Here is a 15,336-nt window from a genome sequence, read left to right on the forward strand (position 1 = left end):
GGCCCTAGGACGAACCCGCTGGTGCAGAATACACACCGACGGCCTGTCGACCTGGATGTTCGCTGCGTTGAGGAGGAATCCGGTATTGCCCCTGTGCCTGCCGATGATCCGCCGTCTGAAATCCCCGCACCTGTTTGGAGCCATCGACCGCCTGCCGGCACTCGGCAGACCGGTTGGCAATAAGACGTTCGAGGTCGTCAATCCGTCGACCGGCGAAGTTTTGGCAGAGCTTCCCGATATGGGCGTGGAGGAGACACGTGCTGCGGTAGACAAGGCCTATGTTGCGCAGTCGGGATGGGCCGCGTTGACTGCCCGAGAGCGTAGCGACGTTCTTTGGCGATGGCATCAGCTGATCATCGACCATGCAGGCGATCTCGCCGCGATTCTGACCGCGGAAATGGGCAAGCCGCTTGCCGAAGCCGTGTCAGAGGTATCGCATGCGGCGGCGTATCTGCAATGGTATGCCGAGGAGGCCAATCGCGTCTATGGCGAGACGATCTCGGCACCCTCGACAGACCGCCGAATGCTAGTGATCAAGCAGCCCATCGGCGTTGTTGGCACGATCACGCCATGGAATTTCCCGGCCTCCATGGTGGCGCGCAAGATCTCGCCGGCCTTGGCTGCGGGCTGCACGATCGTGCTCAAGCCCGCTGAACAGACGCCGCTCGTGGCTGGCGCAATGTTCGCCCTTGCCCATCAGGCCGGCTTTCCCGATGGCGTGGTCAACCTGATCTATGCGTCCGAAGGTGATCGCGTCGGCCGTGAACTCTGCACCAATTCCAAGATCCGCAAGATCAGCTTCACCGGTTCGACCGAGGTCGGGCGGCTGCTGATGCGTCAGTGCTCTGACCAGATCAAGAAGGTTAGCCTTGAGCTCGGCGGCAACGCACCTTTCATCATCTTCGATGATGCCGACATCGACGCTGCTGTTGACGGTGCGATCCAGGCGAAGTTTCGCAATGCCGGCCAGACCTGCGTTTCGGCGAACCGTATTTACGTCCAATCGAGCGTTCACGATGAGTTCGTCAAGAAATTCGTGGAGAAAGTCCGGCACTTGTCGGTTGGCGACGGATTCGGTGCCGGAGTAGACATCGGACCGCTCGTCGACAGGCATGCTCTGGCCAAGATCGAGTCTCACATCGCAGATGCCATTGCGAAAGGCGGCACAATACGATGTGGGGGCCAACGTATCGGCAAGAATGGCACGTTTTTCGAACCCACGGTCCTCACCGAGATTTCCAGCGTCATGGCAGTCGCGCAAGAGGAGACATTCGGGCCGCTCGCGCCGATCATTCGCTTCAACGATGCGGATCAGGTCGTGCGCGAGGCCAATGACACGATCTACGGCCTCGCCGCATACTTCTATGCCTCAAACCTGAAGCGGGTCTGGCGTGTGGCAGAGGCTCTGGAATATGGCATGGTTGGCATCAACACGGGACGCATGTCCTCGGAGGCGGCACCGTTTGGCGGGATCAAACAATCCGGCATCGGGCGGGAGGGTTCCCGTCATGGCCTCGAGGACTATCTGGAAATGAAATATCTTTGCATGGGCGGGATTTGAAACCTGCTGCACTGTCTCTCCGCCCCACCGGGGGGCGGCCTGCGGCCAATGCCGCCACCTAATTGGAAGTTCCAAACGCCGTTGACCTGAAACACGGATGCCCGGCAGGAGACTGAGCTCGCTGCCGGGCCGGACATGCCTTGGGAGGGCATAAGTCAGCGCTCCTAGGGCCGATGGGCCACTCAGTTCGTGCGCCTTTTGCCGATTGCGTTGCATGTGCCGTGCCAAGCCAAAAAGCATTGATAAACCGCCGATGGATCAGCTTTTGCCCTGTTGCGCATTCTACATTGTGGGGATATGCGACAATGCCCAAGCGGTTGAATCGTCGTGTTGCAGACCCCCAGACGGGTCATGACTGCTGTTCTTAGGACAGTGCGCAGCAAGCCGCTACTCGCTGCACTCCAGGCACACCATTTCCATAATCAAGCGGTGGGTGCTATGTCTGACCGAGCTGTCGACCAGGGAGCGGTGTGAGGCCTCAAATCCCTCCATATTGTTGCACCCGCCGGTCCAACAGGACTGCAGGTCCGGACTCAAAGGATCTTGGCTGCTATGGCGACATTGCGGTGCACGCCGCTTTCCGACCAATGATGTGCGTCCAGGTCGAGGCCGGCCCTAATGAACCACCGCCTTGGCACCCTCGCCCATCTCATTGCGGCATCGACAAGCTAGACCAGAGCGCACCTTGCAAGGCGCCATGCAGTCCTGTCGGCGGGCGAACTGTTGGTGACGGGTACAGCTGCGAGCGAACGTTCATCCACCGACGCACAGCGCGGACTGTCGCTTTTCAAATTAGGAAATCTCTGTAGCCACCATTCATGAGCGCGCGGCCACGCGAGACGGCCCGACGGATGCGGTCGCGCAGATGATCGCGAGGATCCGCCCAGTCGGCATGGACGCGCCGTTGACCGATGAGAACTTCGGCGAGCTCGCGATGAGGTGCTCCGGCGAGCGAACCGTCGAGCGCACGAAGAACGAAGGACAAACGGACGCCGCGCTTTTCCGGCGCAAACAAGCGGGGGGGCAACTGTTGCCCTAGACTGAGAGCATTGAGGCACTCCAGTCCCCTCAGTCGATGCTTTAAAAGCACCGCGGGCCAGATGGCTTGCGTATGCAGGCAAACAGGGTGGAGGATATTCGCGCCCGAGACGGCGAGCTGCAGCGCGTGGTCCGCATTGCGAAGAAGAACATGCTGGCTCTTGTCGGGCGCCAGCAGGACGGTTGCACGACAGGGCAATGCCGAGAGTTCGAACGGCGGTGTCGGCGACGAGGCAGGCAACCGTTCCGCAATGACCGGCAGCACATGGACGCACCAGAGCGGACACCAGAATACGACCGAAGCGCGGCCACAAGACTCCGCGAAACAGAACACCCCAGCGTGACAGGTCGCCGGCCGACGCGACCATATCGAGAAAGGATTGGAGAGACCAAGTCTTGCAATGCTGGCGCGCAGCGGTCAGATCGCGCTGGAACGCTGGATTGCGGCGTAAGAACTCCCAAGCCCACTCCCGCAGCGTCAGGCCAGCGGTGTAGTCGTATGATCTTTCATCCCGCCAATCGGCCTGATCCGCGCCAGTCAGGAGATTCATGACTGACATCCCCTGCCCGCGCCTGCGTGCGTCGAAACATTATGCCACTTCGCAAAGCATCGGCGAAGGCAGCAGACGTCGAAGACCCCGTTTCGTTGAAGCGTCAGCCATCGCCACTGTCGGCGACAGAAGATGTGCCCAAATTGCCACCAGACCGTCGAACTGGCACAGCGACGGCCAGCGCGACCTGGAATTGATCCCGTAACGGTCATCGGCTCCTGCGTCGCGATCCAGACGTCCCTTGAAGGCGCAGTAGCGCGGCAGTGGATCGCACGCTGCTTGTCGGCAAGTTGTCGTAGCGGCGGCGCCATAGGCACGGTCATCGGAGGGTCTCCTGCGGCAAGTTTTCGCCATTGGAGGCCAATCTCCCCGCTAGGGCAGCCTGTGCAGTTGCACAGGTGAAGCGGATCAATCAGGGGGAGCCATGGCGGAAACTGGATGATGGCGGCTTGAGGAGAGCGGCGTATCGAGGCGGGTGATGAAGCCTGCCAGTACCTCTCAAGGAGAGTGATACGCCATGAACGAGACTATCAACACATTGTTCGCCTTCGTCAGCCCGACGAAATCGATGATACCCTGACGGATGTACTTCGCAGCGGCGCGCGCAAATTGCTTGCGCATGCGATCGAGATGGAGGCCGAGGCGTATGCCAAGGCGGTCGACTGCCTGACGAAAGATCAGAATGCGTCGCTGGCGCTCTACGATTTCCCCGCCGAACACTGGGATCATCTGCGAACGTCCAATCCCATCGAAAGCGTCTTTGCAACCGTTCGCTATCGCACGGTTCGCACCAAGGGCTCGCTATCCTCGAAAACCGCCCAGCTGATGGTCTTCAAGCTGTTGGCCGCGGCCAGGAAGTGGCGACGATTGAAAGGACAAAATCAGTTGCCGAAACTCATCGCAGGTGCCAGGTTCCTGGACGGAATCCAGGTCATCGAAACGAAGCCGCAGAGCGCCGCTTGATCAGCCTCGTCGCCCAAATTCCAGCATAGCTCCATCGGAACTGCCAGCCTTCCTTGCCGATCAGGCGCATATCAGCGCTGACGATACCGAGGACGGCGATGGCGATCACCTCCAGGCCGCCGAGTAACGACCCTCAAAACACCGCACTGGTCGAGGCCAGCCTGAACCGGTATCTTGTGCCTGCCCTCGGGAGTCGCTCTATCCACCATGTGATCGACACCGACATTGCTAACATCACCAAGAAGATCGTCGCCGGGGGTCACCCGCAAAGGGCTAACACGGCCTTCTGGTATATGCGGGCATTTTCAACTGGTATCGCAAACCGCCGCAACGGCTCATCGCGGTTTCCCGCGAGGGTTTGGAAAATTAGGTATCCGGCCCCGATCGTCAAGCGCAAGCGAGTGGTGAACGATGCCGAACTGGCGGCTATATGGACGGGCTGTGAGCCCGAACCGGGCGATATCGGCTATTCGTTCGGCTCCATCGTCAAGCTGCTCATGCTGACCGGACAGAGGCGTACGGAAGTTGCCGCGATGCATTGGTCTGAACTCAACCTTGAAGCCGGAACATGAGAACTATCGGGTGACCGCACGAAGAACGAAGAGCCTACGCTTATTCCGCTGTCCACACTGGCGGTGTCGGTCCCCCAGTCGGCACCGAAGACTAATGACACGTTTGTTTTCCCTGCCAGGGTCAACAAAAAAAGCCACTTCTCAGGCTACGCGAAGGGCAAGAAGGCTCGAGACGGCAAGGTCAATGTTGACGGGGTGGCTTTGGAGAACGGGACCCTTCACGATCTGCGCAGGACGCTCGCGACAAATCTCGGCAGGCGGCAGGTATTGCCACACGTCATCGAGCACATAGTGAACACAAGGCGTCGTCCCTGAGACATTGGCGAAATCTACAATCTCTTTAGCAACGTCAAGGAGAGGCGCGAGGTGTTGCAGATGTGGTCAAATCACATCGAATGGCTGATCAAGCAGGCTGCGGATGACGCTCTGGCGGCGTAGCTGCTGGCATGGGCGGAAGATGCGGCGCAACAATCGTCAGAGCCTCATCGAATTGGAGATCATGCTTGACCAGCAAATGCGCGGCCAATGCTTCGATGGCTGACCAGTGATCGAGTACTAGCCGGGCCGTGCGATCTTCGATCCGCCTCCAACGGGGGCGGCGCGGCATCAGGAACCGCAACTCACCATAGATTCGCTTGGCATCCGCGTAGTCGCTGCTCCCGTCATTCCCATCGGACGCATTCATCGCCATATCGCGCGGGTCCAGATAGCCTTCGAATGCGGATTCTGCAAAAGGACCTGCCAGACACGCAACTATCTCTTGGATCGCACAATCGCGTTTCAAATATCGATCCATATCGTCCTCGAAAATCGGCTTTCGCTTCGAGGTGACTCCTTGCGCTGAATAAAAACCCGCGCCTTCGACAACACCACCGCACTCTCCGTCACCGGCGTCGGGGTAAATACTAACACTTGAGAAAGCAGGGAGTTCACGGTCGTCGTCGAACACCTGACGGTGCAAAACGATGGCGGCCACCGCGTGCCCGGCTTCGTGATGCGCCACAAGCGGCAGATATTGGGAGGCTACATTCATGCGGTGCGGCTCTCAGGTCTAGTTTGCTTTTGCGCATAGGACCGCAATTGTCGTGCCAACTGGGAAAATCGTTTCGGGCAATGCGATCGCTCCGATAGCGTTGTGCCTCCTGTCTGACATTGTTGGGAAGTCGACACGCGCCCGTCGCAATGCGGTCGACCTTCCGCGCGAGTTGGGTGACCCGTGAAGGCGGCCGACCAGGACGATGTTGCGCTGATCGGCGACGAAGGCGCCGCCGGGCGAGATCGCGCATCAGGGGGTGACCGGCGTGTCGGCGAAGTCGAAGTCGTCGATGTCCTTGGCCAGCGGCAACTTGGCGACAGCGAACTGGTATTTGATGGAGCGGGCCTGCTTCTCCGATATCTCGGCCTGCAAGAGATCACCGACAATCCTGGGCTCGTGCCGTCGCTTGATGGCGACGCGCCCATGATCTCGTCATAGGCTCTGCGCATTCCGTAGAGCTTCAGCGCTCCCATCAGTTCCAGTACCTCGGTGCGTTCCATGGCTGTTTGTCCTCCTGAGACTGTCATAGCGGGCGCAGTCGGCGACCGCTCGTGAGCTAGCTTCAGCGCCTGGGGAATGGAAAGGATCGTGCCCGGCGCCGGATCGCGGCTGCGGGCCAGGATGTTGAGGATCACCGGCGCCGACGATGCACCGTGCTCGATGGCTTCCTGACAGGCGGCCTCGACCGCGCTCAATCCGTCGGTCAGCACCCAGGTGAGGATCAACACCATCTGCCGGTCGACGTCATCAACCGCCTTGAGCTGCGCCGCACCTTCTCCATTGCCGACCGCAGGACCCAGCTAAGGAACGGCGCGCGCCGTGTGCCAGGGATCGTAGACGACCTCGTTGCGGCCAAAGGAGCGAACGTGTTCTCCCACGACCACGCCATCCTCTGGCGGATGCGATCCGATCGACATAAGCATGGATCTCGACGGGCCGACCGACGGCACTCGACAGCACCGAGTATTTGTTGTTGTCGAAGCGCACCGTGCAGGTCTTCGACACCGACGGGGGAATGCAATGGAAGCCGTCGAAGCGACCGGCAGCCGCTCCCGCTGCGGCTTGGCCGCATTCGCCGACAGCAGCCGGTCCCGCGTCTCACGCCAGGCTCCCATGCGGGGAGGGCTGGTGCTTGCGCTCGTAGCGGAACTCCGTCTGCTCAGAACGCAGGACCTTGCGCACCACCTTGCGCGAGATCTTCAGCTCACGGCAGATCGCCTTGATCGACTTCCCCTGGACCAGCGACAGCCGACGTATCTTTGCAATCGTCTCTAAAACCAACATCCAAAACACAAATGCCTCCGATCAAGCCGGAGGCATCTTGATGACCCCATCGTTAAAGGGTCCCGTTTGGACGAAAATCACCCTTTAAACAGGGTCCCCATTCCACGAAAAATCAATGCACTACCTTCCAAAGCTGCGAGAGATCGCCACCGACCGCTTTGAAGGGCCTTTCGGCGGTCTCGTCAGCGAGGTTGTGGCATGAAGAAACATCAATCCACAGCATTGGGCCGAAGCATGCCACGGGCTCATGCCGCGGGAGAGCGGGAAGATATTCTTGAAAGAAGCGGTCTCCGACATCAATACCGACAGGATGGGCAGCTTTCTCACATCACTTGAGGTCGAGCGTGGCAGTTGCGACCCGCAATGCAAGGCTGGCGGCGATGCATGCCTTTGCGCGGTTCCTGATTTCGGAGCACCCCGAATATTAGGATACGCTGCAACTGGTGGTGACACTTCCCTTCAAGAGAGCGCGTGGGTGGCACCTGTCGAATATCTCGATGAGCCCGGAAATCAAGAGCGTCCTGGCGCGTATCGACCGCCGCACGCCTTCTGGACAGCGGGATTACGCTCTGTTTTCGCTGATGTTCAATACGGATGCACGAGTTCAGGGATCCTGACTCTTCGATTGTGACCTTCGTCTGGTATCGCCCTGTCCCGCCGAGCAAAGCAACGACCGCCCCACACTGCTCACCCGGTTCGGTGTTCGATACTTGCTGCGCACACATGGCTGCGGGCGAAGGAACCACCCTGGCGGAAAAAAGCATCCATCATCGCCCTTTGCGGGACACGACGGCCATCCACCTCGTCAAGGCGGGTGTTGACATCGCCACCATCAGTCGATGGCCAGGCCACTCGGGCTGAACTAACGATGCGCTACGCCCAGGCCGGTATCGATATGAAGCGGCAAGCGCTCGAACAAGTCTTCCCCGACGTGATGTCATCGGCAAAAGATCAGACGATCATCGCTTTGATGGCTGGATGTTTGGCTGGCTGCACCGCTTGTAGACGCTCAGTTATGTGGAGTTGTATCGCGGGAAGTCGCGCGTCTTGGGCTTTTGCGATGTCAGCTCCACATCTCTCCGCAGTGCACGTTGTCACTGTTGAAGAGCCGTTTGTTCAATCTTCGTCCTGGCACGGCAAGGGTTGTCCATATTGTGGGCGTCTTACGCTTGCCGAGCTTGTCCGAAATCCAGCGCCGGATCAGGCGTGAACACTGTTGCGTAGTTCGTCAGCCAGAGCGCGGAGAACGTCGGCGCTTCCTTCCAGCGCCGTAAAAGCGTAGGGATTGAGGAACTGTCGGCCCCAGAACAGATTGCGATCTGTGCCGGATAGCGTAGCTTCCTCGCTAACACGCGGCCAATTCTCCGCAATGCATCGGAGCTGGCCTTCAACAATCGCAAGAGCTTCCGGCGCGCTGAGCAGGAAGTGATGCGCGGCTTCAAGGCAGGACGCTATCCGGCTCATGCGGTTATTGCCGCTGATGAGCATGGCCTGGCTGGCCTCCTGGCCACTGCGGGCCTGCGGACAAATATCGTACGCAGGCGTGAGGGTGAGCTTAGCCCCATCCCAGAATGCCGCATGGTTGCGGGCATGATCGTCGGTGTTGCCGCAAAGTATGTTGAAGACAATGCGGCTGAATAACTCGCGCAGAGTTTCCGACGGCGCGGTGAATCGGTGGCGAATGATCTCCGCCAAATCCTGGTAGCTGGCGTAACGCGCCATCATCTCATCGAGCGCGAGCATCGTCAGCGCTGAGACCATGGATTTGCGTTGCCAGCCGCCCGTGACCTTGATCCGGTCGAATCGCTCGACGAGCAACACGTCGTTGCCTGCGGCGCGAACGAGCGAGACGGATGCCGCTCTGATGCCGCACAAGGCGGCAAGCCGCATGGCTATGAATTCTCCTTTGACGACGCTGTAAAGGTCGGCAGACGAGGAAAATTTCGCGACATGCTTGACGGCGTCATCCTCGATCAGCGCCTTTGGCCTTGCGCCGCCGATCGAGCTGCCGTGATGCAGCGCCTGATCTAATTCGGGGGTGAGCGGAATACCTTTCTCTACCCGCTCCGCCGATTGGACAAGCTCTTCGAGAGTGGCATTGGCCAGTGCGCGCGGCTCGTAATTCGTGGGCGAAAACTGAAAATCGAGCGCGCCGATGCGGTCCGAGCCTGATTCCAGCAGGAACGTCAGTTCTGAAATATCGAGCCGCGCGATTTCATCGCCCTTCACACCGAATTTGCGGTTTAGGATAACCCGTCGTCCCCAGGCATCGGGGGCAGCATCGCGGATGCATCCCGGCATGGTTAGGCCAGGAAGCAAAGGCAATTCGCCTGCCTTCAGGGGCAGTTCCGGGAGATAAAGCGGGATCGCGCTGCCCAGTTCACGAAAGCTCCTGCCATAGTTGAAGCTGACGAGTCCGTCATGGGCATATAGCCGCCCGGCGACAACCGGCGCGGTCTCGCCCGGCAGCCAGACCCAGACATAGGCTTCGTCGTACTTGGGGACCTTAGAACTCATCGACGATCTGCTTGCCGGCCTTGTAGACGTGCTTCGGCAGCAGCGCGATGCGATCGTCAATGCGGCCTGTGAGGGCTGTGATGCCATTGCCGTCGGCATCGAACAGCTTCACACCGACAATGGCAGCAGCTTCGAACATCAGTCCGATTTCGACTTTGGGATCGCCCTTCTCGATGCGCTGCAGGGTGCTGCGTGAAACACCGATTCTCTCGGCTAACTCCTGTGCGGTTAATCGGTGCTGCATCCGGCCCAGCCGGATGGTCTTACCGAAAAGGCCAAGCGCTTCCATCGCGTAGCGCGAATAGGTGCGTTTATGCGCTGCCGTCATTCGGGTCTCCGTGACCTATGCATGATCCATATCACCATCTTTCGACCTTTATATAGGTAATGTCGCAGAGCGACTGCCAAAGTCAAGACTCCGTATCGTATGACTCAATCCCCCTGATTCGACTTTATATGCAGCAAGAGTTCGCATCACGGCTACGTTCGGAAAGCCAGGTAGAATGCGACGAGGGACGCAAGCGTTACACGTCCGAACAAGGAAGGCGAATATTGCCTACGGCTCCTGCACAACCGGCCAGCTCTGCGCGCCTCGGGCGAGGCGGAGATCTGGCGCTGGATCGCGGACAGCCTTGAGACGCCTCGCATGAGTCATTCGATGGGCGGTCCCTGGTGCGAGGCCGAGGCGCTCGACTACTGGCCGACATCCTCGGCGGCGGGACTCGCAGCCGGCTATACCAGCACTTTTCGACCGCATACGCGCCCAGCTTCTCTCCGAAATCATTGCCAATGAGCGCGAACCTCACGCGATCGCCGAGCTGGCCTGGCGGCGCGGAATCTACGGCGTATTCGAGACCGCCCAAGGGAGCCTGACCAGCGTAACGCCCTCCGATCTAAGCGCCTTCCACAAAGCCGCTTTCGCCCGCGACGGGCTGCATGTGGCGGTCGTAGGCGACATAGATGCCAAAGCCCTGAGAGCAAGGCTCGACCAGCTGTTCGGCGATTTGCCTCAGAAACAGGCGCTCGCCCCCGTACCTGATGTCACCCCGAAGCGCCGAGCGGACGCAGGTCGCATACGCCCTCCACCAGACTTCGCTCCAGCTGGCCTTTCCCGCCATTGGACGCAACGACCCGGAATTCTACGCGGGACAGCTGATGAACGATATAGTCGGAGGCTCACGATTTACCTCACGTCTGTTCCAGGAAGTGCGCGAAAAGCGCGGCCTTGCCTACGGTGTCTCGTCCAGCTTGGAAGGCTACCAGCATTCCAACATGCTTGTCGTGACGACGTCGACGCGCGCCGACAGGGCGGCCGAGACGCTCGACCTGATAACACAACCAATCAACGAGCTGGTGGACACAGGCCCAACAGCGGCCGAACTCGAAGCGAGCAAGAAGTATCTGATCGGCGCCTATGCTATCGACAATCTGGGTTCCTCCAGGTCGATTTCCGCCACGCTTGTCGGGTTGCAGCTCGACAAACTCGGCATGGACTACATCCAGCGCCGCCCGGCCCTCATCGAGCAGGTGATCCTCGACCAGGCAGGGCGGCGGCGAAGAAGCTGCTTTCGGCCGGGCGTTGGCCCGTGACAGCGAATAATCCCACGCTCTACAATAGCTGAAGGACTCGCCGAACTACGTGTGGCTGATCCGATTATGGTGTGGCAGAATGAACGCCTTGAGACTGCCTGCGCGCCCTCGCAGACCAGGTTCTCTCCCGTGATTCGATTTCCCGCCCCGAAGAATGCCGTCGTTCCGAGAAAGTATTCTAACTTTTGCGTATACCAAATACGGGAAAGTTAGAAACTCTTGAATATGATGATTATGCTAGCTTTCCCGTATCTCAGGGAACTTTAGAAATGGCCCTTCACCTCGTTGTGAAAACATCGATAAAACCCGCAGCCACTATCAGGCTGAAACGGGCAAGCTCGTCCAGTTAATGCGCGGCATCTATCTCGATGCCGGGGAGGATATCGAGGCCATGATACTCAAGCACGCCATCGCCAAATACCTGTATCCCAACGCTTACCTCTCGGCGGCGAGCGCTGTGCTTCTCGGCCCGACCCGGGATGGCCGCCTGTTCCTGAGCGGGCGACGAATACAGCGCACGCGCTTGCGCTTGCTGGAAATCATTCAGAACGCAGCTCCCGACCACCCATCAGTCGCTCAAGCGGTTGTCGATGATGGAATGGGAGAATTCCGGATCGACGTCTCCTCGATGCGCCAGCGCTTCCTCGAAGCTTTCCGCCTGCGCAGCGAACACGCGGCATCCATCGGCGAGACGATGCGCGAGGCAATCGCGAACCGCCTCATAGAACAATACGGCAGCGCCCAGGGCGCTGCCGACGCGACATGGGCGCTTGCCGGCGCGAACCAGCGGTATCGCGAGGGCGAGCACGCCGAGCGCTTTTTCCTCCGCCCTCCACTGACCACAGAACCCGCACGCAACGAAGCCGCGCTCGATCTGATCGTGGCGTGGCACGGCTAGGTGCAATGTTTGCCCTCGCGCAGCAAGCCGGCTTTTCCTGACGTCGTCGTCAACCTGGGTCTATGCGACCGAAGGTGGTCGCGTGGGGCCGCGAACTCTGCTCCAATGCCAAGGTCCGAAAGATCAGCTTTACAGGCTCCACCGCGGTTGGCCGACTGCTCATGCGCCAGCGCTCGGACCAGATCAAGAAGGTCAGCCTCGAGCTCGGCGGCAATGCGCCCTTCATCGTCTTCGATGACGCGGATATTGACGCTGCGGTTGACGGCGCGATCCAGGCGAAGTTCCGCAATGCCGGCCAGACTTGCGCGTTTCATCGAACCGGCTTTACGTCCAATCGAGCGTTCACGATGAGTTCGTCGAGAAGTTCGTGGAGAAAGTCCGGCACTTATCGGTTGGCGACGGCTTCGCTCCGGGAGTGGACGTCGGACCACTCATCGACATGCATGCTTTGGCCAAGATCGAGTCCCACATCGCAGATGCCGTTGCCAAAGGTGGGATAATTCGATGCGCGGCCGAACATATCGGCAAGGATGGCACCTTTTTCAAACCCACAGTCTTCACCGAGATCTCCAGCATCATGGCGGTTGCGCAAGAGGAGACTTTCGGGCCGTTGGCGCCGATCATCCGCTTCCACGATGCGGATCAGGTCATCTGTGAGGCAAACGACACGATTACGGGCTCGCCGCCTATTTCCATGCCTCGAACCTGAGGCGTGTCTGGCGCGTGGCCGAGGCATTGGATGGCATGATTGGCATCAATACGGGCGTATGTCTTCGGAAGCGGCGCCCTTTGGCGGCTTGAAGCAGTCCGGCATCGGGCGGGAGGGTTCCCGCCACGGGCTCGAAGACTACCTCGGAATGAAGTACCTCTGCATGGGTGGAATCTAAATGACGTCGCCCCGAGTTTCTCCAGTTTTGGGTTCGTTTCCGGCGTGGGTTGTGCGCTGCTGGGCGGGTGAAGCGACGGGCGCTGGCGCGGAACCTTTCGCATAGCGCAGCGCGAGCGACCGTCGCGGGTTGAAGGTGGTGGCGAACTCGGCCGATGTCTGCCAGGCGATTTGGGAGTGCGGCCGCGCGGTGTTGCAGTCGGCGCGCCACAGGCGATAGCGATGCTTGCCATGCGCATGGAATGCCATTCGACCGGTTCTGATCCGCGCAGGAGAGGATGGCGTTCGAGATGAACTCGCTGGCATTGTCACTGACCAGTGATGAGCCGGTTCAATTCCCGGGCAACCAAGTGCCCTCGACCGTGCTGAATAGCGCGCCTTTGCCATACCGGCGGATTAGCGCGGCCGACCTTACTTCGGCATGATGCGAGCAATTTCTGCACCAGGCGCGCGACGTATGCCACTCCCTCAGATCGCCCAGCGATACGTCTGGGCCTGCATGTTTGCTGCCTTCTGCGATGGCTTGCCGACACTTTCGGCTCGCCGGGTGTGATGATCTTCTTCTGCGTCTTTCCCTCTCGGCGATATTGCCGTTCGGCCGTCCCGACCAAGGCCAAACCTCGGGCCGTTTTCCCGTTCCCGGGTAGAGCTTGAACGTCTCGTCGATGATGTCTCTGGCGTGCTGCGAGCTCAACGCCGAGGCGCTTGGCATCGATGCATGGCGCGACATGATTGCGGCGGTGTCGCACGGGTTCGACGGTTTGGGCTTCAGGATCGTGCGGATGGGCCACGCTTTTCTGGCGGCGCGAAACACGGGCAATGCGCGTTCAAAACCTGACAAAGGCAGAAATTTGTCAGGTTCAATCCAACCGCCATCCGGGCACTACGGAGGTTTTTCAAAGCATATTCATGCACTTGCGCGCTGAGCCCGCTGGCATGGACCTTGCAACGCTTGCAGCAGGACGGTATGCAATGGAGCAGACGAGGATGTTCTCTCCCCTGAACCGTGTGCCGTCTCTGAGAGGGAAATAAGCTCGTGCAGAAAATCTCACAACCTTTGACAACGGCTTTGGAGAACAACGTGGTGTTGCAGATCGAGTCCCCGGCTCCTTCGATTCAAGCGGAAACCTGGCTGCGTGGCGAGCCCCTCACCAGCTTCGAGCCTGGCAAAGTGTACATCGTCGAATTTTGGGCAACTTGGTGCGGTTCGTGTGTGGACGGGATGCCCCATCTGATGCAGCTGCAGGAGAAATACAGGGAAAGCGGCGTTGAGATCGTAGGAGTCGCGGCTAGTGAACGCGCTCCAACGGCCGATGAGGCCCGAAGCACGTTGGACGCTTGGTTGACGGAAAAGTTCCCGAATCTGAACTATCGGATCGCATTCGACTCGACAGGCGAAATGGACAAGCTTTGGATGGAGCCCAGCTTTTCTTTCTGGATTCCCACCAGTTTCGTGGTCGACCGAGACGGCTGCATCGCCTTTATTGGTGCACCGACGGAACTCGATGAGGTCTTGCCGAAGGTGCTTAACGGCAGCTGGCGCACCAGCGATAAAGCAAAATCCGCCGATGCGGAGCGGATCGCGGAAGGCGAACCCATAGCGCGCGAACAAGCGCTGAAGAAGCCGATCAATGACAGATATCGGGCGGCGGTGGAGAAAAAGAATTGGAGGACGGCGCTCTCGGCGATCGAAGAAGGCATCGCCTTGATGCCGGACAACCTCGGTTTCCGCCGTTCTCATGTGAATCTGTTGCTTCACAAAATGAAGGACATGCAGGTCGGCTTGCCCGTCATGCGCCAATTCGTTCGCGACGCGATCAACAGAAACTCCGAGAATTGGATGGTTGCGGCGTTAGACGAGCTCTTCTTTCCGAACTATGACCATTCGCACTTTCCGTCTGCTGAGCGCTTGGCGATGGGAAAACAGCTGTCCGAACACATCCTGGCACTGAATCCCCCGGAAAGCGACAAACGTAAGCTCCTGCCCTATCGTTTGGCAGCCCTCTACTATCACGAGAGCGGCAACAAAGATCGGGCGATCGAGTTGATCGAACTGGCACTGAAGTCGCAGGGCGGTCCGGAGCTTATCCGGGACGAAGATGAACAGCGCGAAATATCCCATTTGCTGCAGTTCCTGGCCTACTTCAAGGGTGAGAAGGTTTGTTACGGCGCTCTGTGTGCGGTTCCAAACAATGGCCGATTCGACAGCTGGTATACCGTTTGCGGCTGACCGCCAGCTTATGTGAGGGACAGAACTGGCCGGGCGGACAGCTCTTGATGCGAACGGCGCAAACCCCGCCCGGCTTGCGAAATCACCTGGGCCGCTCTTTTGGACCTAAGTCCGAAGGACTGCGGCCTTGTACGATGCCCGCCTTTGTTTAGGCGGGCTATGAGCTGAGCTACGGGTTTTGCCCGCTACTAACCGTTCGCCAGCCTGGCG

11 protein-coding genes and 6 pseudogenes are annotated in these 15,336 nt (G+C 59.3%); 9 read left to right on the top strand and 8 right to left on the bottom strand.

Translation table 11 applies throughout. From position 1 onward, the window contains the following. Positions 1–85: 85 nt before the first annotated feature. Positions 86–1,561 (top strand): NAD-dependent succinate-semialdehyde dehydrogenase, encoded by a 1,476-nt coding sequence (locus EOA36_RS00330; protein WP_126102500.1) that lies wholly within the window; start codon positions 86–88, stop codon positions 1,559–1,561. A gap of 787 nt (positions 1,562–2,348) precedes the next feature. On the opposite strand, the gene EOA36_RS00335 is transcribed toward EOA36_RS00330, so the two are convergent. Further along, complete coding sequence (locus EOA36_RS00335; RefSeq protein ID WP_245329899.1) at positions 2,349–2,864, bottom strand: DUF2285 domain-containing protein; 516 nt, start codon at positions 2,862–2,864, stop codon at positions 2,349–2,351. 793 nt (positions 2,865–3,657) lie between these two features. Between EOA36_RS00335 and EOA36_RS00340 the strand changes: the two genes are divergently transcribed. Continuing rightward, positions 3,658–4,113, top strand: coding sequence for a transposase (locus tag EOA36_RS00340; protein WP_281015810.1), 456 nt, complete (start codon positions 3,658–3,660; stop codon positions 4,111–4,113). A 98-nt stretch (positions 4,114–4,211) separates the two neighbouring features. Next, on the top strand, positions 4,212–4,685 hold the full coding sequence (locus EOA36_RS00345; RefSeq protein WP_126097374.1) for a hypothetical protein: 474 nt from the start codon (positions 4,212–4,214) through the stop codon (positions 4,683–4,685). A 403-nt stretch (positions 4,686–5,088) separates the two neighbouring features. Here the strand turns inward: EOA36_RS00345 and EOA36_RS00350 are convergent, their stop codons facing one another. The 6 genes and pseudogenes from EOA36_RS00350 to EOA36_RS00370 form a co-directional block, all read right to left on the bottom strand. After that, on the bottom strand, positions 5,089–5,718 hold the full coding sequence (locus tag EOA36_RS00350; protein ID WP_126097373.1) for a hypothetical protein: 630 nt from the start codon (positions 5,716–5,718) through the stop codon (positions 5,089–5,091). Positions 5,719–5,910: 192 nt separating this feature from the next. Beyond that, positions 5,911–6,221, bottom strand: a pseudogene (locus EOA36_RS37935) (ATP-binding protein); the annotation flags it as partial. A 10-nt stretch (positions 6,222–6,231) separates the two neighbouring features. Then, a pseudogene (locus EOA36_RS37940) lies at positions 6,232–6,765 on the bottom strand (IS21 family transposase); the annotation flags it as partial. Positions 6,766–6,819: 54 nt separating this feature from the next. After that, a complete protein-coding gene (locus tag EOA36_RS37945; RefSeq protein WP_245460175.1) occupies positions 6,820–7,005 on the bottom strand; it encodes a hypothetical protein in 186 nt (61 codons plus the stop codon). 1,200 nt (positions 7,006–8,205) lie between these two features. After that, positions 8,206–9,522, bottom strand: a complete 1,317-nt coding sequence (locus EOA36_RS00365) for a HipA domain-containing protein (protein WP_126063913.1) — start codon at positions 9,520–9,522, stop codon at positions 8,206–8,208. After that, the gene (locus EOA36_RS00370; RefSeq protein WP_167498459.1) at positions 9,512–9,850 is read right to left on the bottom strand and encodes a helix-turn-helix transcriptional regulator; all 339 of its coding nucleotides are present in this window, start codon (positions 9,848–9,850) and stop codon (positions 9,512–9,514) included. The genes EOA36_RS00365 and EOA36_RS00370 overlap by 11 nt, the downstream gene beginning before the upstream one ends. 604 nt (positions 9,851–10,454) lie before the next feature. On the opposite strand from EOA36_RS00370, the pseudogene EOA36_RS38880 reads away from it, so the two are divergent. From EOA36_RS38880 to EOA36_RS00385, 4 genes and pseudogenes are all read left to right on the top strand, one after another. Then, positions 10,455–10,511, top strand: a pseudogene (locus tag EOA36_RS38880) (hypothetical protein); the annotation flags it as partial. A gap of 49 nt (positions 10,512–10,560) precedes the next feature. Next, on the top strand, positions 10,561–11,112 hold the full coding sequence (locus EOA36_RS38885; RefSeq protein ID WP_335930839.1) for an insulinase family protein: 552 nt from the start codon (positions 10,561–10,563) through the stop codon (positions 11,110–11,112). A gap of 269 nt (positions 11,113–11,381) precedes the next feature. Then, positions 11,382–12,007: pseudogene (locus EOA36_RS00380) on the top strand (type II toxin-antitoxin system HipA family toxin); the annotation flags it as partial. Further along, positions 11,998–12,897, top strand: a pseudogene (locus EOA36_RS00385) (aldehyde dehydrogenase family protein); the annotation flags it as partial. The pseudogenes EOA36_RS00380 and EOA36_RS00385, both read left to right, overlap by 10 nt. Here EOA36_RS00385 and EOA36_RS00390 read toward each other — a convergent pair. Continuing rightward, positions 12,894–13,215, bottom strand: a pseudogene (locus tag EOA36_RS00390) (hypothetical protein); the annotation flags it as partial. The pseudogenes EOA36_RS00385 and EOA36_RS00390 sit on opposite strands and share 4 nt — an antisense overlap. 331 nt (positions 13,216–13,546) lie before the next feature. On the opposite strand from EOA36_RS00390, the gene EOA36_RS00400 reads away from it, so the two are divergent. Then, positions 13,547–13,822 (top strand): hypothetical protein, encoded by a 276-nt coding sequence (locus EOA36_RS00400; RefSeq protein WP_126097371.1) that lies wholly within the window; start codon positions 13,547–13,549, stop codon positions 13,820–13,822. Between the two features lie 110 nt (positions 13,823–13,932). Continuing rightward, positions 13,933–15,126, top strand: coding sequence for a TlpA disulfide reductase family protein (locus EOA36_RS00405; RefSeq protein WP_245458614.1), 1,194 nt, complete (start codon positions 13,933–13,935; stop codon positions 15,124–15,126). Positions 15,127–15,336 lie beyond the last annotated feature (210 nt).

Origin of the sequence: Mesorhizobium sp. M8A.F.Ca.ET.021.01.1.1, from assembly GCF_003998025.1 — a bacterium.
Lineage (GTDB): Bacteria > Pseudomonadota > Alphaproteobacteria > Rhizobiales > Rhizobiaceae > Mesorhizobium.

What these genes read in the sequence shown, in the direction of transcription:
- EOA36_RS00345 (WP_126097374.1), top strand. Translation starts at nt 4,212, where the DNA reads ATGGCGATCACCTCCAGGCCGCCGAGTAACGACCCTCAAAACACCGCA.
- EOA36_RS00350 (WP_126097373.1), bottom strand. Translation starts at nt 5,718, where the DNA reads ATGAATGTAGCCTCCCAATATCTGCCGCTTGTGGCGCATCACGAAGCC.
- EOA36_RS37945 (WP_245460175.1), bottom strand. Translation starts at nt 7,005, where the DNA reads ATGTTGGTTTTAGAGACGATTGCAAAGATACGTCGGCTGTCGCTGGTC.
- EOA36_RS00365 (WP_126063913.1), bottom strand. Translation starts at nt 9,522, where the DNA reads ATGAGTTCTAAGGTCCCCAAGTACGACGAAGCCTATGTCTGGGTCTGG.
- EOA36_RS00370 (WP_167498459.1), bottom strand. Translation starts at nt 9,850, where the DNA reads ATGACGGCAGCGCATAAACGCACCTATTCGCGCTACGCGATGGAAGCG.
- EOA36_RS38885 (WP_335930839.1), top strand. Translation starts at nt 10,561, where the DNA reads ATGTCACCCCGAAGCGCCGAGCGGACGCAGGTCGCATACGCCCTCCAC.